Annotated in this window: 20 protein-coding genes; 6 read left to right on the top strand and 14 right to left on the bottom strand. The window is 72.8% G+C overall.

Translation table 11 applies throughout. From position 1 onward, the window contains the following. Positions 1-112: 112 nt before the first annotated feature. The gene (locus ABT041_RS13535; RefSeq protein ID WP_351183462.1) at positions 113-1,771 is read right to left on the bottom strand and encodes a phospholipase A2; all 1,659 of its coding nucleotides are present in this window, start codon (positions 1,769-1,771) and stop codon (positions 113-115) included. A gap of 195 nt (positions 1,772-1,966) precedes the next feature. Here ABT041_RS13535 and ABT041_RS13530 point away from each other — a divergent pair, with 195 nt between their 5' ends. Beyond that, complete coding sequence (locus ABT041_RS13530; RefSeq protein WP_351183460.1) at positions 1,967-2,644, top strand: hypothetical protein; 678 nt, start codon at positions 1,967-1,969, stop codon at positions 2,642-2,644. Between the two features lie 392 nt (positions 2,645-3,036). On the opposite strand, the gene ABT041_RS13525 is transcribed toward ABT041_RS13530, so the two are convergent. From ABT041_RS13525 to ABT041_RS13515, 3 genes are read right to left on the bottom strand one after another with little or no spacing between them, the layout of a single operon-like run. Then, positions 3,037-4,611: a phytoene desaturase family protein gene (locus tag ABT041_RS13525; protein WP_351183711.1), complete on the bottom strand. Its 1,575-nt coding sequence runs from the start codon at positions 4,609-4,611 to the stop codon at positions 3,037-3,039. Further along, a complete protein-coding gene (locus tag ABT041_RS13520) occupies positions 4,604-5,056 on the bottom strand; it encodes an SRPBCC family protein (protein WP_351183458.1) in 453 nt (150 codons plus the stop codon). The genes ABT041_RS13525 and ABT041_RS13520 overlap by 8 nt, the downstream gene beginning before the upstream one ends. A gap of 11 nt (positions 5,057-5,067) precedes the next feature. Then, positions 5,068-6,075: an SDR family NAD(P)-dependent oxidoreductase gene (locus tag ABT041_RS13515; protein ID WP_351183456.1), complete on the bottom strand. Its 1,008-nt coding sequence runs from the start codon at positions 6,073-6,075 to the stop codon at positions 5,068-5,070. Positions 6,076-6,217: 142 nt separating this feature from the next. Between ABT041_RS13515 and ABT041_RS13510 the strand changes: the two genes are divergently transcribed. From ABT041_RS13510 to ABT041_RS13500, 3 genes are read left to right on the top strand one after another with little or no spacing between them, the layout of a single operon-like run. Then, a complete protein-coding gene (locus ABT041_RS13510) occupies positions 6,218-6,631 on the top strand; it encodes a CBS domain-containing protein (RefSeq protein WP_351183454.1) in 414 nt (137 codons plus the stop codon). Positions 6,632-6,674: 43 nt separating this feature from the next. Further along, positions 6,675-7,880 carry a zinc-dependent alcohol dehydrogenase gene (locus ABT041_RS13505; RefSeq protein ID WP_351183452.1) on the top strand — a complete coding sequence of 402 codons (1,206 nt, stop codon included), beginning with the start codon at positions 6,675-6,677 and terminating at the stop codon, positions 7,878-7,880. 42 nt (positions 7,881-7,922) lie between these two features. Then, positions 7,923-9,392, top strand: coding sequence for an aminotransferase class I/II-fold pyridoxal phosphate-dependent enzyme (locus ABT041_RS13500; protein ID WP_351183450.1), 1,470 nt, complete (start codon positions 7,923-7,925; stop codon positions 9,390-9,392). A 63-nt stretch (positions 9,393-9,455) separates the two neighbouring features. Here the strand turns inward: ABT041_RS13500 and ABT041_RS13495 are convergent, their stop codons facing one another. The 9 genes from ABT041_RS13495 to ABT041_RS13455 form a co-directional block, all read right to left on the bottom strand. Next, a complete protein-coding gene (locus tag ABT041_RS13495; RefSeq protein WP_351183448.1) occupies positions 9,456-10,451 on the bottom strand; it encodes a PHP domain-containing protein in 996 nt (331 codons plus the stop codon). Beyond that, positions 10,448-11,341, bottom strand: a complete 894-nt coding sequence (locus tag ABT041_RS13490; protein WP_351183446.1) for an SDR family oxidoreductase — start codon at positions 11,339-11,341, stop codon at positions 10,448-10,450. The genes ABT041_RS13495 and ABT041_RS13490 overlap by 4 nt, the downstream gene beginning before the upstream one ends. 38 nt (positions 11,342-11,379) lie before the next feature. After that, positions 11,380-12,009, bottom strand: coding sequence for a flavodoxin family protein (locus ABT041_RS13485; RefSeq protein WP_351183444.1), 630 nt, complete (start codon positions 12,007-12,009; stop codon positions 11,380-11,382). 100 nt (positions 12,010-12,109) lie between these two features. Then, positions 12,110-12,982, bottom strand: coding sequence for a glycosyltransferase family 2 protein (locus ABT041_RS13480; protein WP_351183442.1), 873 nt, complete (start codon positions 12,980-12,982; stop codon positions 12,110-12,112). Beyond that, complete coding sequence (locus tag ABT041_RS13475) at positions 12,979-13,977, bottom strand: glycosyltransferase (RefSeq protein ID WP_351183440.1); 999 nt, start codon at positions 13,975-13,977, stop codon at positions 12,979-12,981. Before ABT041_RS13475 ends, ABT041_RS13480 begins: the two co-directional genes overlap by 4 nt. Next, positions 13,974-15,047 carry a glycosyltransferase gene (locus ABT041_RS13470; protein WP_351183438.1) on the bottom strand — a complete coding sequence of 358 codons (1,074 nt, stop codon included), beginning with the start codon at positions 15,045-15,047 and terminating at the stop codon, positions 13,974-13,976. The genes ABT041_RS13475 and ABT041_RS13470 overlap by 4 nt, the downstream gene beginning before the upstream one ends. Then, positions 15,044-16,168, bottom strand: coding sequence for a glycosyltransferase family protein (locus ABT041_RS13465; protein WP_351183436.1), 1,125 nt, complete (start codon positions 16,166-16,168; stop codon positions 15,044-15,046). Before ABT041_RS13465 ends, ABT041_RS13470 begins: the two co-directional genes overlap by 4 nt. A 9-nt stretch (positions 16,169-16,177) precedes the next feature. Next, positions 16,178-16,342, bottom strand: a complete 165-nt coding sequence (locus tag ABT041_RS13460; protein ID WP_351183434.1) for a hypothetical protein — start codon at positions 16,340-16,342, stop codon at positions 16,178-16,180. A 188-nt stretch (positions 16,343-16,530) separates the two neighbouring features. Next, the gene (locus tag ABT041_RS13455; protein WP_351183432.1) at positions 16,531-18,696 is read right to left on the bottom strand and encodes a glycoside hydrolase family 9 protein; all 2,166 of its coding nucleotides are present in this window, start codon (positions 18,694-18,696) and stop codon (positions 16,531-16,533) included. A gap of 265 nt (positions 18,697-18,961) precedes the next feature. On the opposite strand from ABT041_RS13455, the gene ABT041_RS13450 reads away from it, so the two are divergent. Next, entirely contained in the window at positions 18,962-20,221 is a 1,260-nt protein-coding gene (locus tag ABT041_RS13450) for an SLC13 family permease (RefSeq protein WP_351183709.1), read from the top strand. Positions 20,222-20,225: 4 nt separating this feature from the next. Beyond that, positions 20,226-20,747, top strand: coding sequence for a universal stress protein (locus ABT041_RS13445; protein WP_351183431.1), 522 nt, complete (start codon positions 20,226-20,228; stop codon positions 20,745-20,747). Between the two features lie 30 nt (positions 20,748-20,777). Here ABT041_RS13445 and ABT041_RS13440 read toward each other — a convergent pair whose 3' ends face one another. Further along, the gene (locus tag ABT041_RS13440) at positions 20,778-22,058 is read right to left on the bottom strand and encodes a glycoside hydrolase family 6 protein (RefSeq protein ID WP_351183429.1); all 1,281 of its coding nucleotides are present in this window, start codon (positions 22,056-22,058) and stop codon (positions 20,778-20,780) included. Between the last annotated feature and the right edge of the window lie 67 nt (positions 22,059-22,125).

Below are 22,125 nucleotides of genomic sequence, written 5' to 3'. Positions count from 1 at the left end.
CGGAACGGGCCGGGCGGCGAGGGGTGTCCGCCGCCCGGCCCGTTCAGGCCCAAGGAGCCTGCTCCGTCAGGAGGTTGTGCCGTACGTCCTCAGAAGGTGCGCGGACCCGTGATCAGGGGGTCTTGTTGGCGCCGTTCTTCGGGTTGCCCTTCCACGCCACGGCCTTGAGGTAGACGTACGCGTAGGAGTTGCACTTCCAGCGGACGAAGATGTTGTACGCCTTGCAGCTGTGCGTCTTCATCGTGGTGTAGAAGGCGTTGTCGACGTTCGACTTCTTGCTGCGGTCCAGGTAGTACTTGTAGCCCTTGTACGTGTTGCCGATCAGGCCGTAACCGTAGTCGTGGGTGTCACACGCGGCCCGGAAGTTGAAGCCGCCCGGGCGGCTGATGTTGGGGCCGGGGGTGCTGCACCCGTCGTAGAGGATGCCCGCCACGCGGAAGCCGGTCGGCGTGTACCGGAAGTACGGCCAGTGCCAGCCGTAGTGCGCCGCCCACGCGACGCAGCCGCGGTTGAGGTACCACATCCACTCGGTGGCGCGGTTGCAGTACCGCGGGTAGGCCTCGGGGTCGTTGATCTCGCCGGTGGTGAAGTCGCCGGCCGGAGGCGCGGTCGCGGTTCCGTCGCCGGCCGGGCCCTGCAGGGGCTCGGTGGAGGACGGCAGGTCGGTGCCGACGGGCGCGGCGTCCGGGGCGGCCGACGCGGCCGGGAACGTCAGGTCCCACTCACCGTTGGTCGGCGAGGCGATGTCGGAGACACGGCCCGTGGAGTCGTAGGCGTACGACGAGACCGGGTCGGTGCCCTCGACCGGGTTGGTCACGTTGCGCAGCAGACCCGAGGCGTCGTAGGAGTAGCGCGCCAGCGTCTGCGTGGTGGCACCCGACGTGAGGGTGATCTCCTTGGCGCGGCCCGTGTACTCACCGAGCGCCGTGCCGGTGGCCGTCGTGGCGGTCGAGTACTTGACCGTCAGCGACTGCGCCGGAACGTCCGCGGTGGCCGGCTCGTTGACCGTGGAGACCCGGCCCTTGGTGTCGTACGAGACCGTGGCGGTGGCGCCGTCGGCCAGGTTGCCCAGGCTGGTGACACGCCACTTGTCGGTGCCCGGAGCGACCTGCTTCCAGTTGTAGGTGGCCGTGAGGTTGGCGACGCCGATGGCCGCGCTCGCGTCCTCGTCGCCCGTCACGTCGGTGTCCGGGGTGCCGGTGGCCGGGGCGAGCGTCTCGACCGCGGTGGTCACCAGCGTGCCGGTCGCCTCGTTGTACGAGGTGGTCTCGGTGAGCTTGTCGCCGGTGGCCGTCTCGTACTTCTTGACGCCGCCGCCGCTCGGGTAGTCGACACTGCTCTTCAGCGCGTACGAGACGGAGACCTTCGCGTCGAGGTCGGTGACCACGACGGAGTCGGTCTTCTGCTCCAGCTTGCGGTTGAGCTGACCCCCCAGGAACCCGGCTTCCCAACCGGGGCCGAAGACGCCCTGGTCCGGACGGGTCGTGGGCGCCGACTCCGGCCTGGCGACGCCGTCCGCGCCTTCGGTCACCGTGTGCGTACGGCCCATGAGGCCCTCGGCCACATCGGTCTCGTACAGCTCGAAGGACTTCTCCGCGGTGGAGTACTGACCGGGGCCGACCTGCTGGATCTCCCCGTCGGCCAGCGGCGGGTCGACAGTGGTGGCGGCCGCGGCCTGCGGCTGCTCGATGACGGCGGCTCCGGCGATCTGCTGCGGGAGCAGCAGGGCTATGGAGAGCGCGGTCATGACAGGCAGAGCTGTCTTGCGCACGAGTTCCCCCCTCGTGTCGTAGGTGTGTTGCTTGATCGCTGCGGAACGTAGACCGGCGTCGATCACGGCCACAAGTGACCTGAAAACAGGGGTAGTTGATTCCGGTTCCTTGCAGCAGTGAAGATGGCCGGCCGCCGCCTGAGGTTGAGTACGCGTACTCATGTGGCGCGTGCGGCCCGGTCCAAGACTGAGCACATGAAGCGAACCCGAGCCCGGATCAAGGCAGTTGACCCCGTATTGCGCCGCCGTCCGCGCACCCTGGCGGTGACGGCCCTCGCCGCTCTGACCCTGGCCGCCTGCGGCGCCGAGCAGTCGGATCCCCCCGCGGGGCCGGCCAAGTCCGTCGATGCCGTCTCGGCCAGGAAGGACACGGCCTTCGTCGAGATGCTGGACGAGGTGGCACGGGAGTGCCCCCCGCCAGGCACGAAGAGGGAGTCGCCGGCCACCCCCGGGGGCGAGGCGCCGACCGCTCCGGTGGAACCGCCGCCCGGTGCCACGGTGACGCCGCCGCCCGGCGGAGCGGTCGAGCCCGTCGCTCCCACGGCGGGCCCGGAGGTCGAGCTGGACGCCCGTGACTGGTGCGCCGGCGTCCAGCACGAACAGCGGGTGGCCGAGGCGGTCCTGCAGCTCAAGCAGCCCGATCCCGCGCAGGTCAGGAAGGTGCTGAACGGCCTCGGGTACATCGACGAGCGCATCCACGGCGTGCAGCAGGCCGGCGCCGTCACGAAGTTCGTCATCGACCTCCGCGACAAGGGAGGGCGTCTCTGCCTGGACGGCGCGGCCAACGGCGAACTGACGGAGGTCAAGGCGTGCGTCGCGCCCGCGGATGGACCGTTCGATATTGCAAATCTCCACCGCCAGACGGCCAGTTGAGTGTGACCGAGGTCACACTCCGCGTCTCATTTTCGGTGACGGAGCGGCGACGCCACGTTACCCATTAATGGGAGATAGTGTCCTAAATCGGTGCTGTAGCGGCGAGTTAGGGGGTCGCCGGGCCATTGGGGGCAGTTGTCCGCAGAACTTGCAGTCGTGATTGCGTCAGCAATGAGCCATGCCTGCGAATGGCTGGATTCCGCCCTCGCTCGACCGCGCCGCCCGACGGCCGGACGCGGCGACGGGGCCCCGCACCGAACGGCGCGGGGCCCCGCTGCAGGGGTGCTCACCCACCCTGATGGCCGGTGGCGCTGTGGGCGCGGCGGCCGGGCGCACTGCTCCGCGCGCAAACCCGGTCGTACCAGGCTGCTCAGGGGTGCGCGGGGTGCCGTTCACCGGGAGCGGCGCGGAAGGCGCGGTGCCCGCAGTGCGGCTCGGGCCGCGTTGGCGCCGGGGGCGCCGTGGACGCCTCCGCCGGGATGCGCCGTGGCGGAGCAGAGGTAGAGCCCGCGGATCGGGGTGCCCGGTCGTCCGGTGCCGGGGAGCGGGCGGAACATCAGTTGCTGGTGAAGGCTGGTCGTCCCCTGGTTGACGGCACCCCCCACCAAGGCGGGGTTGAGCCGCTCCAGGTCGGGAGGGGTGAGCACGCGCCGGGCCAGGACGGCGGCACGGAAGCCGGGCGCCAGACGTTCGATGCCCGATTCGACGCGGGCGGCGATCGCCTCCTTCTCGTGCGCGTCCCAACGGCCGGCGATCCCCTCGTCGCCCGCGTCGGAGCGGATGTGCTGGGGTACGTGGGTGTAGCCCCACGCCGATTCGGTACCGGCCGGAGAACGGCTGGGGTCGGCCGTGGTCATCTGCCCGAGCACCGTGAACGGCACGTCCGGCACCTGGTGCATCGCGAGCTGCCCGGCGAAGCGCGTCAGCGCGTCGACGCCCTCGGCGACATGCACCGTCCCCGCCCGGCGCGCGCCCGCGCACGCCCAGGGGATCGGACGTGACAGGGCCCAGTCCACCTTCACCGTGGCGAAGTCCCACTGGAACCGGCGGAGATCGGCGCGGAGCGCCGCCGGCAGATGCTCCTCGCCGAGGAGCCGTTCGTACAGCAGGGGAGCGGGGACGTCGGCGAGGACCGCCCGGCGCGTGGCGATCTCCGTGCCGTCGGCGGTGCGTACCCCGACCGCCCGCCCGTTGCGGACCACGACGCGGGAGACCGTACGGCCGCAGAGCACCCTGCCACCGCGCTCGCGCAGGCGCGCGACGAGGGCATCGGTCAGCCGGCCGGCGCCTCCGACCGGTACGGGAAAGCCGTGGTCCTGGCCGAGCATGCACATCAGCCAGCCGAAGCCCCCGCCGAGGGCCGATTCCGGACCCAGGTCGGCGTGCAGGGCGTTGCCGGCGATCAGCAGGCGGCCCCCGTCGCCGTCGAAGTGCTCCTCGCCGAACCGGCGGGCGGGCAGCAGCATCGTGCGCAGCAGGCGCAGACACTCCTCGGCTCCGGTACGGGCGACCAGCCGCAGTGCCGCCCGAACGGGTGGGAACGGGGTGAACAGGCACCCCACGAGATCCTCGCCGACGCGGCCCCACAGACGGTGCAGACGTTCCCAGGCGGCGCCGTCGGCGGCGGCGAAGCCCGCCAGCGAGGCGGCGGTGCGCCCGAGGTCCCGGCTGAGCACCGGACACCGGCCGTCCGCGAGCGGGTGGGCGACGACCTCGGGGGCATGACTCCAGCGAAGGCCGTAGCGGTCGAGCGCCAGCGCGTGGATGGCGGGCGACGCGGCCGCCAGCGGGTAGAACGCGCTGAACGTGTCGTGCACGTAGTCGGGGTGGACACCCCGGTCGCTGCGCACGGCGCCCCCGGGCCGGTCGGAGGCCTCCACGACGACGACGTGCCAGCCGGCGTCGGCCAGGATGTTCGCCGCCACCAGACCGTTGGGACCCGAGCCGATGACCACCGCGTCAGGCACGCTCACGGTCCGGCTCCCCGGCCGACTCGGCGAGCTCGCCCAGACGGACGAGCATCTGACGGTTCCGCCAGCGGGTGAGCGCGTCGAGGAAGGAATTGTGCCAGCGTGCCATGGGCCCGCTCAGCGGGTGTTCGTCGACGATGACGAGGGTGTCGTCGCCCCACGGTTCGACGCGGAAGGCGATGCGGGCGGTGCCCAGGTCGGTGCGTGCCTCCAGTTCGAGCCGGCGGACCGGTTCGCAGAGGCGCGAGATCGTCCGACCGTGGTAGAGCCATGGCCCGATGCGGAGGGTGTAGCCCAGTTCCGAGCCCGGGGTGGGCCACTGCCCTTCCTGCTCCCAGGAGTCGTGGGTTCCCACCACGAACCGCGAGTAGGCCTCGCCGTCGCTCAGTACCGCCCAGACGGCGTCGGGCGGGGCTTCGATCAGTCGGTTCCACTGTGCCACTGCAGGTCTCCTCACGGGGAGCGGGGACGGATACGGGCACCGAGGGCGCCCGCGGCACCGGCCAGCAGCGCCAGCGCCGCCAGGCGGCGGGCCGCCGTGCGGGCCTGACCGTGGTAGCCGCCGCTCACGGCCGCGGTGTCCCCTGACGGTGTGTAGAGCACGCCGGTGGTGACCGCCGCCGTGCCGGGAGCGCCGAGATAGCCGTGCTCGGTGCGGCGCCGGATCAGGGCGCGGACGAGCCCCGGGGCGACAGCGTGCGCCCAGGGCAGAAGACGGGCGCCCGGGCCGACGAGCACGCGTGGCCGGGGGCGCTCCGTGGCGCGCACCACGGCCCGTGCCACCCGTTCGGGAGTGGCCAGGGCAGGCATGGACCGCAGACGGCGGCCGGTGTGATTGGCGGCGTGCGTGAAGAAGGGTGTGTCGACACCGGCGGGCAGGACCGTGCACACGTGGACGCCGTGGTCACCCGTGAGCGCCAGCTCCTGGCGCAGTTCCTCGTCCAGGGTGGCCAGGGCGGCCTTCGAGACGGCGTAGGCGCCCATGTACGGTGCCTCGACCGCGCCTCCGAGGACGGAGGACAGGTCGACGATGACACCGCGGCCCTGGCGGCGCATCACCGTGAGCGCGGCGCGGGCCCCGTGGAGGGTGCCCAGCACGTTAACCTCCCACAGACGGCGTACCTCCTCCGGGGGCACCCCGTCGAGCCGGCCGAGGATCCCGACACCTGCGGCGTTCACCCAGACGTCGACGCGGCCGTACCGGTCGAGTGCCGTCTCGGCGACACGGGCCACCGCCCGCGCGTCGCTGACGTCCGCGCTCACGGCGACCGTCTCGGCCCGGGGATGGGCGGCCGCGCATTCCCTCACGACCTCGTCCAGCACGTCCGCGCTGCGGGCGGTGACGACGGTCCGGGCGCCTCGGGCGGCGAACGCGCGGGCGACGGCGCGCCCGATCCCGCTCGACGCGCCCGTGACCACGACGACGGTTCCGGGTGTGGATGGGGGGTCGCGTCTCCTCATGTCCCGCGAGTCACCCGTATCGGCGGATTCATTCGGGGGCCGATGACCGGCGGCCGCTTGAGGCGTCCGGTCGGGGGCAGGCGCGCTGGTACCAGGCCACCGGTCCCGGTGGCCCGGCCGACCGAATCCCGGGAGACGGATCGTGACTACAGCACGCGAGATCATGACACCGGACGCCACCTGCATCGGTGCCGGCGACAGCATCCTGGACGCGGCGAAGAAGATGACCGACCTCGGGGTGGGCGCGCTGCCCATCTGCGGACTCGACGAACGCCTCAAGGGCATGCTCACCGACCGCGACATCGTCGTGAAGGTCCTCGGCGCCGGAAAGGACCCCGCCACGTGTACGGCCGGCGAGTTCGCCCAGGGCGAGGCGGTCACCATCGGCGCCGACGACGAAGCCGCCGAGATCCTCCGGACCATGGCCGAGCACAAGGTCCGCCGCCTGCCCGTGATCGACGGCCACACCCTCGTCGGCATCGTCGCCCAGGCGGACGTCGCACGCGCCCTGCCCGACCCGCAGGTCGGCGAACTCCTGGAAGCCCTCTCCAACTGACCCGCGGTGGGGCGCCCTACGCAGACGTGACCGAGGAGGCGTGATGAAAGCCGTGACATGGCAGGGCCGCCGGAAGATCGAGGTGGTGACCGTTCCGGATCCGCGGATCGTCGATCCCACGGACGCCGTGATCAAGGTGACGACGACAGGACTGTGCGGATCGGACCTGCACCTGTACGAAGTGCTCGGACCGTTCCTGGACGCGGGGGACGTCCTCGGCCACGAGCCGATGGGAGTCGTCGCCGAGGTGGGGCACGAGGCGCGGGAACTGAAGGCCGGCGACCGGGTCGTCGTGCCGTTCAACGTGTCCTGCGGCACCTGCTTCATGTGCCGCCGGGGCCTTCACTCGCAGTGCGAGACGACCCAGGTCCACGAGCACGGCAGCGGCGCGAGCCTCTTCGGGTACACGAAGCTCTACGGGCAGGTGCCCGGCGGACAGGCAGAGTACCTGCGCGTCCCCTTCGCCGACACGCTCCCGATCCGTGTCCCCGAGGGACCGTCGGACGAACGGTTCGTGTACCTCTCGGACGTCCTGCCGACCGCCTGGCAGGCGGTCGTCTACGCCGACGTCCCGCCCGGCGGCAGCGTCGCCGTCCTGGGCCTCGGGCCCATCGGCGACATGTGCACCCGCGTCGCCGCCCATCGCGGGGCCGGTCAGGTGATCGGCATCGACCTGGTGCCCGAACGACTGGCCCGCGCCGCCGGCCGCGGCGTCCAGATCTACGACCTGAACCAGTACGGGGACCAGCTCGTCGACGCGGTCCGCGACGCGACCGACGGCCGCGGCCCGGACTCCGTGATCGACGCCGTCGGCATGGAGGCCCACGGCAGTGCCGGAGCCAAGGCCGCGCAGACCGCGACCGGCCTGCTCCCGGACGCCCTGGCCTCCGCTCTGATGCAGAAGGCCGGAGTGGACAAACTGGGCGCCCTGAAGCTCGCCATCGAACTCGTACGCCGCGGCGGCACCATCTCCCTCTCGGGTGTCTACGGCGGCGCCGCCGACCCGCTGCCGCTGCTCACGATGTTCGACAAGCAGATCCAGCTGCGCATGGGACAGGCCAACGTCCACCGGTGGGTCGACGACCTGCTGCCGCTGCTCACCGACGGGGACCCCCTCGGGGTCGAAGGCTTCGCCACCCACCACCTGCCCCTGGACGAGGCCCCGCGGGCGTACGCGGACTTCCAGAAGAAGCGGGACAACATGGTGAAGGTCCTCTTCCATCCCGACAACCGGGCCGCGGCGGCGTGAGCCCGGCGTTTCCCTACCCCTGCGGCGGGCAGGCGCAGGGGTATGGATCAGTCGAAAACGCCCGTACTGGACGCATTGGCCTCCTACCACGCATCCGGTCAGACGCCGTTCACCCCGCCCGGACACAAGCAGGGACGCGGGGCCGACCCCCGGGTGCGCGCGGTGCTCGGCGACGCGGTCTTCCGTTCGGACGTCCTGGCCACCAGCGGTCTGGACGACCGCACCTCCTCGCACGGGATCATCGAGGAAGCGCAGGATCTCATGGCCGAGGCCGTGGGCGCCGAGCACGCCTTCTTCTCCACCTGCGGCAGCTCGCTGTCCGTGAAGTCCGCCATGCTCTCGGTCGCCGGCCCGCACGAGGAGCTGGTGATCGGCCGCGACGCGCACAAATCGGTGGTGTCGGGTCTCGTCCTGTCCGGCATCCGTCCCGTCTGGGTCGATCCGCAGTGGGACGCCGAACGCCACCTCGCCCACCCCCCGTCCGCCGAGGCCTTCGAGGAAGCGCTGGCCGGGCACCCCGACGCACGGGGCGCACTCGTCACCACCCCCACCCCCTACGGAACGTGTTCGGACCTCGCCGCCATCACCGAGGTCTGCCACCGCCGCGGCGTCCCCCTCATCGTCGACGAGGCGTGGGGGGCCCACCTGCCCTTCCACCCCGAGCTGCCGACCTGGGCGATGGACGCCGGCGCGGACGTCTGTGTCACCTCGGTGCACAAGATGGGCTCCGCTCTCGAACAGAGCTCGGTCTTCCACCTCCAGGGCGACCTGGTGGCCCCCGAAGTGCTGAAGGGCCGTGAGGATCTGCTGGGGACCACCAGCCCCTCCGTCCTCGTGTACGCGGCCCTCGACGGCTGGCGGCGTCAGATGGTCGAGCACGGCAAGGCCCTCTACGACGACGCGCTCGCCCTCGCCGACCGGGTCCGCGACCTGATCTCCCGCATCGACGGCCTCCACGTCCACGGCCGCGCCGACTTCTGCGGCCCCGGAAAGGCCTCCGACCTGGACCCCCTCCAGGTCATCATCGACATCAGCGCCTGTGACGTCACCGGATACCGGGCCGCCGACTGGCTGCGCCGGAACCACCACATCAACCTCCACGTCTCCGACCACCGCCGGATCAGCGCCCAGCTCACCCACGCCGACGACGACCGCACGGCGGACATCCTGCTCACCGCGCTCACCGACTTCGCCGCGCACGCGCCCCGGCTGCGGACGGGTCAGCCCGTGCACGTCCCCTCACCCGCCGGACTCCGCCTGGAGCAGGCGACCCTGCCGCGCGACGCGTTCTTCGGACGCACGGAACAGGTCCCCTGGGAGCGCGCCGAAGGACGCGTCGCCGCCGAGATGCTCACCCCGTACCCGCCCGGCATCCCCGCCGCCCTGCCCGGTGAACGGCTGACCATGGACGTGCTGCGCTACCTCCGCACCGGCGTCGAGGCCGGCATGGTCGTGCCCGACGCCGTCGACACCGACGCGAAGAGCGTCAGGGTGCTGCGCGAGGAGGCCTGAACCTCCAACGAGCGAGGAAGCCTGAACCTCAACGAGAGGGTGATGCTGCCGGCCGGTGCAGGCTCAGCCGCTTCTGCCGGCCAGCAGCCGTTCGAGCGGCCAGGTCGTGATCAGCCGCTCCGCTCCGAGGCCGATCCGCGCCGCGCGCGCGTAGCCCGAGCTCTGCCAGCGCAGCTGATCGGGGGCGTGGGCGTCGGTGTCCACGGCGAACCGGCAGCCCGCGGCGGCGGCCTGCGCGAGCAGGTCGTCCGGCGGGTCGCGGCGCTCCGGACGGCAGTTGATCTCCACCGCGGTGCCGGCCTCCGCACAGGCGGCGAACACGGCCTCGGCATCGAAGCGGGACTGCGGTCGCCCCCGGCCGGTGATGATCCGCCCCGTGCAGTGTCCCAGCACGTCGACGTGCGGATTGCGCACCGCGGCCAGCATGCGGGCGGTCATCGGTCCGGGCTCCGAGCGGAGCTTGGAGTGCACGGACGCCACGACGATGTCGAGCCGGCCGAGCAGCTCCTCGTCCTGGTCGAGCGAGCCGTCCTCGAGGATGTCGCACTCGATGCCGGTCAGCAGCCGGAAGCCGGGGCCGAGACCGGCGTTCACGTCGGCCACCACCCGAAGCTGGCTTCTGAGCCGGTCCGGGCTCAGCCCGTGGGCGATCGTCAGCCGCGGTGAGTGATCGGTCAGAACGGCCCACCGGTGGCCGAGGGCGCGGGCCGCCTCGGCCATGTCCTCGAGCGGGCTCCCGCCGTCCGACCAGTCGGAGTGCAGATGGCAGTCCCCGGTGCTCGCGGCCGCGAGATCCCACCCGGCTCCGGCGTCCGGATCGGCTTCGGCCTGCAGACGGGCGAGGTAGCGGGGTACGGAGCCGGTCGACGCCTGCGAGATCACCTCGGCGGTGACCGGGCCCACCCCGCGCAGCTGTCGCACCTCCTCGGTGTCCACCGGGCCCGGGGGGAGGTCGCGGACGGCCTCGGCCGCCGTGTGGAAGGCCCGCACGCGGTACGGGGAGGCCCCGCGCCATTCGAGGAGGAAGGCGATGCGGCGCAGAGCCTCGTCGGGGGTCACGGCAGGGGAGTTCCGCCGGTGGCGTTGACGATCTCACCGGTGATGTACGAGGCCTGGTCGGAGGCGAGGAAGACGTACGCCGGTGCCATTTCGGCCGGCTGTGCGGGCCGCCCCCACAGCGACCCCTCACCGAACCTCGTCGGGTCGGGCATCGTCGCGGGGATCAGCGGGGTCCAGACCGGTCCGGGGGCCACGGCGTTGGCCCGGATTCCTCGCCCGGCCAGCATCTGGGCCAGGCTGTGGGTGAAGGAGACGATCGCGGACTTGGTCATGGCGTAGTCGAGGAGGTGCGGGCTGGGCTGGTAGCCCTGCACGGAAGCCGTGTTGATCACGCAGGCGCCGCGCGGCATGTGCGCCAGCGCGGCCTTGGTGAGCCAGAACATCCCGTACAGATTGGTCTTCATCACCCGGTCGAACTGCTCGGTGGTGATCGCCTCGATCCCGTCCGGCTGCGCCATCTGGTAGGCGGCGTTGTTGACGAGCACGTCGATGCCGCCCAGTTCGTCCGCCGTCCTGTCGGCGAGGGCGGTGCACTCGCCTTCGTGCCGGATGTCGCAGGCGACGGCCACCGCTGTGCGACCGGCCTGGCGGATCAGGCGGGAGGTCTCCTCGGCCTCCTCCGTCTCCTCGGCGAGGTGGGTGAAGACGACGTCGGCCCCCTCGCGTGCGAAGGCCAGACAGACGGCCCGGCCGATTCCCGAGTCTCCTCCGGTGACCAGCGTCCTGCGGCCGTGCAGCAGGGCGTGGCCCCGGTAGGTGTCCTCGCCGTGGTCGGGGCGGGGGTCCATCGCCTCCGTCGAGCCGGGGTGGTCCTGGTTCTGCTCGGGGAACGGGGGCCGGGGGTAGAGCTCCGCCGGATCGGTGAGCTCGGGCTGCTCGGGGGAGGACATCGCTGTCTCCTTCCGGCTCGGTCGGCCGCGGGCGACGGTCAGGAAGAGGGCGGGTAGGGGGCGGCCTTGAGGCGGCGCGCGAGGTGCGCGGTGTTCGCGGCGAGGGTCGTGGTCGTCGCGGCGGTCTTCTCTGGAGTCTTGTCGAGGTCCTGGTAGTCGGTGCCCTGCATGGCTTCGCCGACCCAGTAGGTGACGGCGTTCGGGGCGAGGGAGAACCCCACGTCGTTGAGGCCCTGGAAGAGTTCGGCGCTGACGTGGTGGGCGCCGTCCTCGTTGCCGACGACGCACACGGCCGCGGCCTTCCCGTAGGTGAGCATGCGGCCTTCGTCGTCGCTCTCGCCCAGTTCGGCGTCGAGGCGTTCCAGGACGCGCTGGGCGAGGCTGGAGGGGTGGCCGAGCCAGATGGGCGTGGAGAGGACAAGGATGTCGCAGGCCAGGATCGTGTCGCGGATCTCCGGCCAGGCGTCACCGTCTCCCATGTCGACCCCGACACCCGGTCTGACGTCGTGGTCGGCGATCCGGACCACCTTTCCGGTGACGCCGTGCTCGGCGAGGGCGGCCATGGTCTGCTCGGCCAGCAACTGGGAGCTGGATCGTTTCGGCGACGGGGAAAGTGTGCAGACCAGTGCGACGGCGCGCAGCGGCGTGGTCTCGGTCGTGGTGTCCATGTGATCCGGCTACCCCGATGTCCCTCCCGTATCCCGGCATTCCCGCCGGTAGCCACCCGGGCGCGGGGTGCGATCGGCCGAACGGCAGCGCCCGGATCCGTCAGGGGCGCGCGGCGGGGGGCGTGGCCTGCCAGGCGCCCGTCGCGGTGTCGAAGCGGACGAGTCCCATGCGGGCGAAGGCGTGCAGCCAGCCCTCCATCGGCCACCGGCCCCAACGGCGCCGGAAGAGGTCACCGTTGCGCAGGATGTCGTGGAGGTGACGGACCGGCGGGTTCTCCGTGGGGTGGTACTGGTGGTAGGCGGGCGCTCCGCCGAGCCAGCACAGATCCACTCCCGCACGGTGTGCGAGCCGGCCGAAGTCGGTGTCCTCGCCCCCGTAGCCGGTGTAATCCTCGCAGAATCCTCCGATACGCCGCCAGGTGCCCGCGGTGAGGGCGAACGACAGCGACCAGAACAGGTCCGGATCGCCCCCGGTCAGCAGCCGGCCCGGCTCCGGAGCGGGGCGGCCCGGGTGTGGGTCGGCCAGCTCCGGCAGGTCGGCGAGACGGTAGCCACCGGCGGGCGGGGGAGGCAGGTAGGCGACCGTCCCGCACAGCAGCCTCCCGTCGGAGGCCGCCTCGGCGTACCGGGCGACGCTCTTCGGGCCCGGTACGCAGTCGACGTCGAGGAAGACCAGGACGTCCGCCCCGCGCGCGAGGGCGCGGCGGGCCCCCGCGTTGCGGGCGGCGGCCAGCGGCAGGCGGCCGGCATGCGGGACGGCGACGGGCACCACCGTGGCCGCCGGGCTGCCGCGGGCCGCGTTCGCTCCGGCGGCCGGATCGTCCATCGTGACGACCACGTAGGTGTCGGGGAGGCGCTCGCTCCGGGCGAGACCCGATTGCTGCAGGGCCAGGTGCCGGTGCCGGCCTGACACGAGGGTGATCACGGCGACGTGGGCGGAGGAAGCCCCGTGCGGTGAGCTGCGGCGGCTCATGACGCCCCCGGCGCGCCTGCCAGCGCGTCGAGTGCGCGGGCCGCCCGCAGGGCGCCGTCGCCGGGAGCCCACCTGGCCCAGGCGTCGCCGTCGAGCGCCGCCGCCTCGTCGAGCACGGAGGGCCACTGCTCCGGCCGGGGCCACTGCTCGCGGACCACGGCGAGTCCGGCGTCCCGCAGGGCCCTGCCGGTGGCGTGCTGTTCCCCGAACGGCCGTTCCTGGGGGAGGACGACGGTGGGGCGGCGGGCGGCCGCGCACTCGGCGACGGCGTTCTGCCCGCCGTGCGTGACGACCACGTCGGCGGCGCAGATCCGCGGCCAGGGGTCCGCCGACCAGGCGCCGCCCGGCCCGCCGAGCAGGTCCCACCGCCATCGCGGGGTCGCCGCCCGGGCCGCCCGGACCTGTGCGGCGTCGATGCCGCTTCCGCCCGCTCCGAGCATGAGCAGCACCCGTCGGGCCCCGTCGCGCGGGAGCGGCGCGCGGATGCGGCCGTCGTTCCTGGAGAACGCGGAGGCGTAGATCGTCTTGTCGTACCAGTGCGGGGGCCAGCCGGGTTCGGGGACGGCGGCCGGCCAGGGCGCGAGCAGGCGCAGCGCGATGTCGTGCCCGAGCCGGTGCGCGGGGTCGAGCCGCCGCCCGCGCATGGCGGCGACCACGACGGGCACTCCCATCAGCCGGGCCAGACAGGCCACTTCCACGGACACGTCGCTGACCAGCAGCGAGGGGCGGGTACTCCCCAGCCACCCGGCGAGGAGGGACATGCGGTCCGTGTAGCCGTCGTGGAACAGCGGCGCCCAGTGCAAGCGGCCCTGGGCGCCGGGGTCGGCGACCGCGCGGCCGCCGGTGTCGAGGGGGAGCCGCACCCACGGCCCCGGCCAGTCCGCGGGCGGGTCGAGGCTGGACAGGCCGGTGACGGGGGTGCGGGCGTGCCGGGCGATGCACAGGGCGCGGTGGAGGTGCCCCAGGCCGTGGTGGTGGATGTAGTAGCCGATCACGACAGCAGCTCCTCGTAGAGTGCCTCGTAACGGTCGGTCATGCGGCTCAGGGAGCAGAAGCCCTCGGCCCGCTCACGGCAGGCGCGCCGGCTGAGCGTCGCCGTCTCGTCGACCGCCGCGGCCAGGGCAGGGACGTCGGGGTACGGGACGAGTCGGCCGCAGTCGGGCGTGAGGATCTCCGCCAGGGCGCCCCGGTCGAAGCCGACGACCGGTGTGCCGCAGGCCAGGGACTCGGCGACGACCAGTCCGTACGGTTCGTCCCAGCAGGGGGTGACCACGGTGGCGCGGGCCGAGCCGACGAGAGCGGCCAGCTCGCTGCGCGCCAGGTGCCCCGCGTACCGGATTCCGCCGCCGAGCCGGGGCGCCACGAGATCACGGAAGTAGCGGGGATCGGCGACGGGCCCGGCCAGTGTCAGCGGAAATCCCGCCTCGGCCGCGGCGGCGATGGCCAGGTGGGGGCCCTTCTCGGGCACGATCCGTCCGTACCAGACCAGCTCACCGCCCCCGGCCCCGGCCGGCCAGCGCCGCAGGTCGATGCCGTTGTGCACCACGCGCGCGGAGCGCACCAACGGCTGCCAGGAGCGTGCCGTGTGGGCGCTGACGGCGGTGAAGACGCCGGAGCCCGTCGGGTCGGTCTGGATCGCGGACTCCAGCCAGGGGGTCGGGGGTGTGTGCAGGGTCGTGATGACGGGCGACGGCACGGCCGGGGCCATGGCCACCGGCAGGTAGTGCAGGCTGTTGTTGTGCACGAGGTCGTACGCCGGGGCGCCGTTGCCGCGTGCGAGGTCGAGCATCAGCCGCAGATAGGCGTGGTGCTCGTTCATGGCGGACGGGTCGGCCATGCTCAGGTCCGCCCGCGCGGCCGCGCTCAGCCGCGGGGTGTGCACGGCGAGTTCGCGTACGCCCAGGGCCGGATCGGAGCCGGGCGCCGCGAACAGGGAGATGCGGTGCCCGCGTCGGTGCAGTGCCGAGGCGAGCGCCCAGGTGTGGGCTTCGAGGCCGCCGGCGAAGGGTTCCTTGATGGGGAAGCGCGCCGAGGCGATGAGGGCGATGCGCAGGGGGCGGCTCACGTCAGGCAGCGTTCGTAGAGCGCGCGATGGGCTGCGGCGAGGGCTTCCCGTTCGCCTTCCCGGGCCTGCGGGTCGGCGCGCGGCGCCGGGCGATGGGCGTACGCCTGGCGTACGGCGATGTCGAGGGACCGTACGTCCAGGCCCTCCGGATCGTGCCGGTAGAGGTGGCAGGGGCGCTGGTCGGCGTAGTAGCCGCAGTCCGGGGCGGCCACCGCGGTGCCGAGGTCGTAGCAGGCTTCCAGCCAGCCCGAGTGGGTGCCGAAGGTGTAGGGGAGCACCGAGAGGTCCAAGGAGCTCAGGTACGTCCACAGTTCGCCGTCGTCGAAGTAGTCGTGGACGCGCAGGTCCACGGAACCCGTGGAGGCCAGTTCCGCCAGCCCCGTCACCACCTCGGGCGCGTACGCGTGGGCGACCGGGTCGTGGGTGTCGTGGTGGATGTCCACCCGCAGCCGTGCGTCCGGCAGCGACGTCGTGATCCTCGCCAGCGCCCGGACGACCGGCAGCGGAGCCATGTTGGGCCGCAGGCTCTTGGCGTGCACCCCGATGACGAAGCCCGTGCTCGGCGCGCGCGGGCGGGACAGTTCCGGCCCTTCGACGACATGGGGATGGGGCAGGACGTGGGCGGTCCGGCCCCAGCGGGCCGATATCTCGGCCGCCGCGCCGGCGGTGAGGGTGATGAGGCTGTCGGCGGCGGGGATCAGTACGTCCAGGGCGGCGTCGTGGGCGCTGCGGTCCCGGTGGTGCGGGTTGCGCAGGTCGTGGACGGTCTGCACCAGCGGTTTGCCGTGCCTGCGCAGTTCGTGGACGAGGTCCTTCAGCTGCCCGGGCCGCTGCGCGTCGAACCCGAAGTGGAGGTGGTAGACGTCGAAGCTGTCGTGGTGGTCACGGACCCAGGCCGGGTCCAGCATCACCGGCGGCCACCAGCGCTGCGACGTGCTCGGGGCGCCGTTGGGGTGGGGGTCCGGCAGCAGGACGACTCCGTCGGAGCCGTCCGCGGCGTGCACGTGCCGGACGTAGACGTGTCCGGCGGGCACGGAGGCGACGCGAATCTCGTCGGGCGCGTTCGGGCGGGTCGGCCGCGTACGCGAGGTGCCCGCGCGGGAGGTCTGGGCGGAGGCCATGCCCGGTGCCTAGTCCTCGCCCCGGATGATGTTCCAGTCCGGCGCGGCGGACGTCTCCTCGCCGTCGGCGTCGTCGGACCGTGTCCGACGCAGGACGGCGGGACGACACGTCCGGACGCTGCCGTCCGGCACGACACGGTGCGTGACCGGCTGAGTGGCTTCTTGGGCCTCCATGACCAACATCCCGTTTCACATGCTCGACAGATCGGTGTGACGTGGTGCTTTCGCAACGAATGGCGCGTACCCCCGGTGGTGGCGGCCATGCGCGGAGGCCCGGGGCGCCGGTGATTTCCGGGGCTTCGGCGGCGCGGCGCCGCACGGGCCCGGGCGGATGCGTCCGCCCGGGCCCGTGCGGCAGGGGATCAGGCACATGCGCTCGCGTTGAGCGTGAAGGCCGTGGGGGAGGGGTTGTTCCCGCTGTGGGTGCCCTGGACCCCGAAGCTCACGGTCGCGCCGGGGGCGATGGCGCGGTTCCAGTCGGCGTTGCGGGCGGTGACCGCGGTGCCGTTCTGGGTGACGGTGGCGTTCCAGGCGCTCGTGACGCGCTGCCCGCCGGGGTAGGCCCAGGCCAGCTGCCATCCGTCGACGGCGGTCGGGCCGGTGTTCCTGACGGTGACGGTCGCGGTGAAGCCGGTGGTCCAGACGTTGTTCACCGTGTACGTCACCGCGCAGGCCGCGGTCGGCTGCTCGCCGGTGGCGGACCGCTCGGCGGCGTACGCGGCCAGCCACGCCAGCGGGGCGTTCCAGTTGATCGCCACCTCGTTGGTCGAGTACGAGCCGATGTCGTCGATGTAGCAGGCGGCGGGGGCGCAGCCGGCCAGCTTCTCCTGCGCCACCGGGTCCTGGAGGCCGCTGTTGGGACCGCCCGCGAGCGAGCCCGCCGGCGGGTGGGGCAGCGAGGCGTCCAACTGGTGGGCCCAGAAGCGGTGGTGCTGGTTCTGCGAGGACGTCTCGCCGTAGCCGGTCACGTAGGACCGGCCGAGGGCGTTGCGGCCGAGCAGGTAGTCCATCGCCTCCAGCGCGCCGGCCCGGTAGCGGGCTTCGCCCGTGAGCTCGCCGGCGACGGCCATGACGATCGCGTTGTCGGCGACCTCGCTGTTGGAGCCCCAGAAGTAGCCGTCCGCGGGGGCCGGCACCGCGTAGCCCTGGGCGGCCATGCGGGACAGGTGGCCGTCCGCGGCCGAGACCACGGAGGCGCGGACCCGCGCCAGGTCGGTGGCGGGCAGCCCGTTGGGCACCGTGGCCAGGACGAGCCGGCCGAGCGCGGCCGTGTCGGCCCATCCGAAGCCGTACGGGCCGAAGGCGTCGGCGGAGGTGTGCCAGGGCGAGGAGGTGACCGCGTCCCGGTAGGCGCTCTCGCCGGTCGTCGCGTACAGCTCGGCGGCCGCCCAGTAGAACTCGTCGGTGACCCGCGTGTCCTCGTAGGCCCCGCCGCCCGTGCTGTCCGAAGCCGGAGCGTACAGGGCCGGGTCGGCCTGCGCCGCCGTCCAGGCCCGGCGGGCCGCCGAGAGACAGCGGTCGGCGAAGGCGGAGTCGTACGGGCGGAACACCCGGGCGCACTGCGCCGCGGCCGCCGCGAGGTTGAGGGTCGCCGCCGTGGACGGGCGGTGCAGCTCACGGGGCTGCGCGTCCTGGTCGGGGCGCATCGGCATGCCGGTCCAGGCCGCGTCATGGACCTTGTGGAAGGCCATGCCGGCGTACGGCCTGCCCTCGGGCACTTGCATCCGCAGGAGGAAGTCGAGCTCCCAGCGCGCCTCGTCGAGGACGTCCGGTGTGCCGTTGCCGCGCTCGGGGACGCGCAGGGTCGAGTCGCCGAGCGCCGCGGCCCTGCCCGCCCGCTCGGCCCGTTCGAAGGAGTTGACGACCAGCCAGGTGGAGATGCCCCCGTTCACCACGTACTTGCCCTGGTCACCCGCGTCGTACCAGCCGCCCCTGACGTCCTGGGTGTAATCGCACACGCCGGCCTGGCACGGGACGGAGGTGTCGCCCTGGTTGGGAGCGATGCCGAGGTGGCCGGCCGGGCGGGCGTACGCGCTGCCCACGAGCGAGGCGTCGATGGCGATGCCGCTGCGCTGGTGGTGGAAGAACGCCATCGAGTCGGAACGCAGGGTGTCGTAGAGGTCCGCGCGGATGTCGAAGGGTGCGCTGTCGCTGCCGTCCACCGCCAGGACGTACCCCGAGCCGGTGTTCCGGTACGAGGAGAAGTCGGCCAGCTGGACCGACTGCCCGGAGGGGGTGTCGGCGCCGCGCGGGACGGTCGAACCGGAGGCGACCACGCTCCCGGACGCGTTCCGCAGCTGCCAGGTGAGCGCCTGGGTGGCAGTGGTCACGACGGTGGCGCGCTTGGGGCCGTCCGGCAGGTAACCGACCTGGTTGACGCGTACGGCCGTGGTCGCCGCCGCGGTGGTGGGCTCGCTCGCGGCGGCCGGTGCGAGCGTGAGGCCGCCGAAGAGGAGGGCGCCGGTCAGCAGGGCGGTGGGGAGTCGTAACGAGCGGTTTCGCCCGAGCCGATGGGGTGTAGTGAGCATGTCAACCATCTCCTTCTCGATGGGTGCGACCTGGCGGGTGGGTTCATCATGGGAGCGCTCCCAGTGCGACATGTCGAACACTGGTCGATGCGTCGGTAATCTGGAGCGCACAGTAATGACGGGGGATCACCACCGTCAACGGACGTGACAACGGCGGACAGTAGCCGGACGGCCCGCGGTGCATCGCGGGAGCGCGAGGTCCGAAGGGGTAGCGTTCGGGGCGACGGCACGGGCGCCTGGCCGCCGCTACGAAAGGAACCGGAACCTGAACCCCCAGCTCGCGGAGACGCTGTCCGCGGTCCTGCTCGTCCTCGTGCTGGCCTGTGCGGTCATCCGCCCCTTCGGATGGCCGGAGGCGGTCGTGGCCGTCCCGGCCGCCGCCCTGGTGGTCGCCACCGGGGCCATCTCCCTCGACGACGCCCTGGCCGAGGCGGAGCGGCTCGGACCGGTCATCGGCTTCCTGGCCGCCGTCCTGGTGCTGGCTCAGCTCTGCGACGACGAAGGGCTGTTCCAGGCCTGCGGGGCCTGGATGGCGCGCACGGCGGCGGGTCGGCCGCGCCGGTTGCTCGCCCAGGTGTTCCTGGCCGCGTCGGCGATCACCGCCGTACTCAGCCTGGACGCCACCGTCGTGCTGCTGACCCCGGTGGTGTTCGCCACCGCGGCCCGGATCGGCGCCCGCCCCAAACCGCACGTCTACGCCTGCACCCACCTGTCGAACACGGCCTCCCTGCTGCTGCCCGTCTCCAACCTCACCAACCTGCTGGCCTTCACGGCGAGCGGGCTGACCTTCACCCGGTTCGCCGCGCTGATGGCCCTCCCGTGGGCGGTGGCGATCGGCGTCGAGTACCTGGTCTTCCGGCGCTTCTTCGCCACCGACCTGGATGCCGGAGCCCAGGCTCCCGCGGAGGCCGAGCAGCCGCCGCTGCCGCTGTTCGCGCTCGTCACCGTGGGATGCACGCTGGCCGGCTTCGTGCTGACGTCCGTGATCGGGATCGACCCGGCCTGGGCCGCCCTGGCAGGCGCACTGGCCCTCGCCGTGCGGGCCCTGATCCGGCGCCGCACCACGCCCCGGGCGCTGGTCCGCGCCACCTCCGTGCCCTTCCTCGCCTTCGTCCTGGCCCTCGGGATCGTGGTCCTTGCGGTGGTGGACAACGGTCTCGACGAGGCGCTGGGACACGTGATCCCCGAGGGGACGGGGCTGCCGGCGCTGTTCGCCCTCGCCGGCCTGGCCGCCGTCCTCGCGAACGTCATCAACAACCTGCCCGCGGTCCTCGTGCTGCTGCCCCTGACCGCCCCGTCGGGACCCGGCGCCGTTCTCGCCGTCCTCCTCGGCGTCAACATCGGACCCAACCTCACCTATGCCGGCTCGCTGGCCACCCTGCTGTGGAGACGCATCGTCCACGCCCACGACGGCGAGGTGGAGCTCAAGGAGTTCACCCGGCTCGGCGTGTACGCGGTCCCCGCGAGCCTGGCAGCCGCCGTACTGGCACTGTGGCTTTCCCTGACCGTCTTCGGAGGAGGCTGACCCCATGGCCGTGGTCGTCTGGATCGTCGAGGGCACCTGGCGCGCCTGCGTGGACGCCGCCCGCGCACACACCCCGCCGGACGCCGAGATCGTCCTGCTGCACGTCACCCCGGCGGACGTACCGGGTGCGGCCCACGGCGCCTTCGCGGGACTCCTCGGCCGGGGCCACCCCGCGGGGCAGCGCCCGGCCGAAGGCTGGGGGAGGGACCCCGGCACGCGCCTGGAACACCTCGCCGCCGCCTCCGCGGAGCAGCTGCTCCAGGACGCCGCCGAACGTCTGGACCGTCCCTGCACCCGTACCGAGCGCACCGGGCGCGTCGAACGGGAGGTCGTCGCCGAGGCCGAGGGCAGCGAGCTGCTGATCCTGGCCCGGGACGGCGACCGCAGCCACCTCGGACCGCACAGCCTCGGCCCGGCCGCGCGCTTCGTCGTGGACCACGCCCCCTGCCCGGTGCTGCTCGTGTGGCCCGAACCGCCGCCGGGGCTGCCCACCATGCCGCCGCCTCCCCCTCATCACGCCCCCTGACCTGCTCGCGCGGACGGGGACGAGCGCAGCTCAGCGGTTGAAGGTCAGCCGCGGTGCCGCGTTGCGGGCGAGCGTGTGGGCCTGGTCGGGCCACCACGTGCCGGCGGGCGGATCGACGATGCCGTACTCGGGATCGATCGTCCCGCCGGTGTTGCGGGTACAGCTGCCGTCGGACTCGCCGGGGATCTTGATCCACAGGTAGGCGTCGACGAGCGGGACGCCGGTGTCGGCGGTGGGTCGGGGGCCGAGGCCGCGGCCGGGCGCGTTGCACCAGATCTCCGGGTCCCCGGTGTACTTGCCGGGCTCCGGGGTCCAGGCGCCCAGGCCGTTGCGGCTGGTGTCGATGACGAAGTGGTGCAGCCGGTCGTCCGGCGGCGTGCCCACGTTCTGGTCGTACCAGGCGTCGGTCCAGCGCCAGGTGGTGGGGTCGGCGGAGTCGACGGCGTTGCCGGGGGCGCCGTCGTTGGGCGCGGCCGACGAGTAGTACTGGGTGGCGCACCAGTCGGTGTGGTCGCGGGCGTACTCGGGCCCCTCGGTGGCGTACCACATGCACTTGGCTATCCAGGTGCCGTACCGGGCGTTGTGGTCGGTGGGGTGGGTGTTGGACACGTTGAGCGCGAAGCCGTCGCCGACCTGGACGCCGGCGTCGAGCAGCCGCCGCGAGATGTCGCCGACGGACCGCCACAGGACGTTGCCCGCGTCCAGGTAGACCGCGGTGCGGGCCCCGGACTTGAGGGTCTTCACCGCGTACGCGAGATCGGCGATGCGCGCCGCCGTGAGTTCGCCGGTCGGGTCGACGTCCGGCCCGCAGTCGCGGGGGAGCAGGGCGAGGCCGTCGGGCTCGACGACGACGACGGCCTCGCGGTCGCCGATGCCGGCGGCGAAGGCGTCGACCCACTGCCGGTAGGCGGCGGAGGAGGCGGCTCCGCCGCTGGAGTACTGCGAGCAGTCCCGGCCGGGAACGTTGTAGGCGACCAGGAGGGGGGTCCGGTCGACCGTGCGGGCCTTGCGGACGAGCGTGTCCACCTTCAGCCGGACCTCGCCGGGCGTGCCCTCGGTGAACCACTCGGCCTGCGGCCAGCTCGCGAGCTTCGCCATGTTCGCGGCGTTGGCGAAGTCGCCGTTCCGGAGGTCGGAGAGTGCCTGCTTCGCGGCCTTGCTGTGCGGGTCCACGTAGAACCTCGTCGCCGGGGTGATCGTGTCCCCGGCGGGCGCGGCCTGCGCCAGTCCCTGCGTCGCGGTGAGGGCGGCGCAGGCGGCGAGCGCCGCGAGGGCGGCGGTCGCACGGCGCCGGAGGCCGGATGGCTTCATGCTTGCTCCTGGTCGATGGAGGGCGGCGGATCAGGGGGGTTCCTGTGGCCCGGTCGCGGGCTGGGAG

Origin of the sequence: Streptomyces sp. NPDC002825 (genome assembly GCF_040295385.1) — a bacterium.
GTDB lineage: Bacteria > Actinomycetota > Actinomycetes > Streptomycetales > Streptomycetaceae > Streptomyces.
Note: the sequence above shows the minus strand (reverse complement) of the source record. Positions and strands in the feature narration are given on the sequence as shown.

Coding starts and splice junctions, on each gene's coding strand:
- ABT041_RS13465 (WP_351183436.1), bottom strand. CDS start 16,168: ATGGCCTCCGCCCAGACCTCCCGCGCGGGCACCTCGCGTACGCGGCCG.
- ABT041_RS13445 (WP_351183431.1), top strand. CDS start 20,226: ATGGCCGTGGTCGTCTGGATCGTCGAGGGCACCTGGCGCGCCTGCGTG.
- ABT041_RS13490 (WP_351183446.1), bottom strand. CDS start 11,341: ATGTCCTCCCCCGAGCAGCCCGAGCTCACCGATCCGGCGGAGCTCTAC.
- ABT041_RS13500 (WP_351183450.1), top strand. CDS start 7,923: ATGGATCAGTCGAAAACGCCCGTACTGGACGCATTGGCCTCCTACCAC.
- ABT041_RS13460 (WP_351183434.1), bottom strand. CDS start 16,342: ATGGAGGCCCAAGAAGCCACTCAGCCGGTCACGCACCGTGTCGTGCCG.
- ABT041_RS13440 (WP_351183429.1), bottom strand. CDS start 22,058: ATGAAGCCATCCGGCCTCCGGCGCCGTGCGACCGCCGCCCTCGCGGCG.
- ABT041_RS13505 (WP_351183452.1), top strand. CDS start 6,675: ATGAAAGCCGTGACATGGCAGGGCCGCCGGAAGATCGAGGTGGTGACC.
- ABT041_RS13455 (WP_351183432.1), bottom strand. CDS start 18,696: ATGCTCACTACACCCCATCGGCTCGGGCGAAACCGCTCGTTACGACTC.
- ABT041_RS13480 (WP_351183442.1), bottom strand. CDS start 12,982: ATGAGCCGCCGCAGCTCACCGCACGGGGCTTCCTCCGCCCACGTCGCC.
- ABT041_RS13485 (WP_351183444.1), bottom strand. CDS start 12,009: ATGGACACCACGACCGAGACCACGCCGCTGCGCGCCGTCGCACTGGTC.
- ABT041_RS13530 (WP_351183460.1), top strand. CDS start 1,967: ATGAAGCGAACCCGAGCCCGGATCAAGGCAGTTGACCCCGTATTGCGC.
- ABT041_RS13515 (WP_351183456.1), bottom strand. CDS start 6,075: ATGAGGAGACGCGACCCCCCATCCACACCCGGAACCGTCGTCGTGGTC.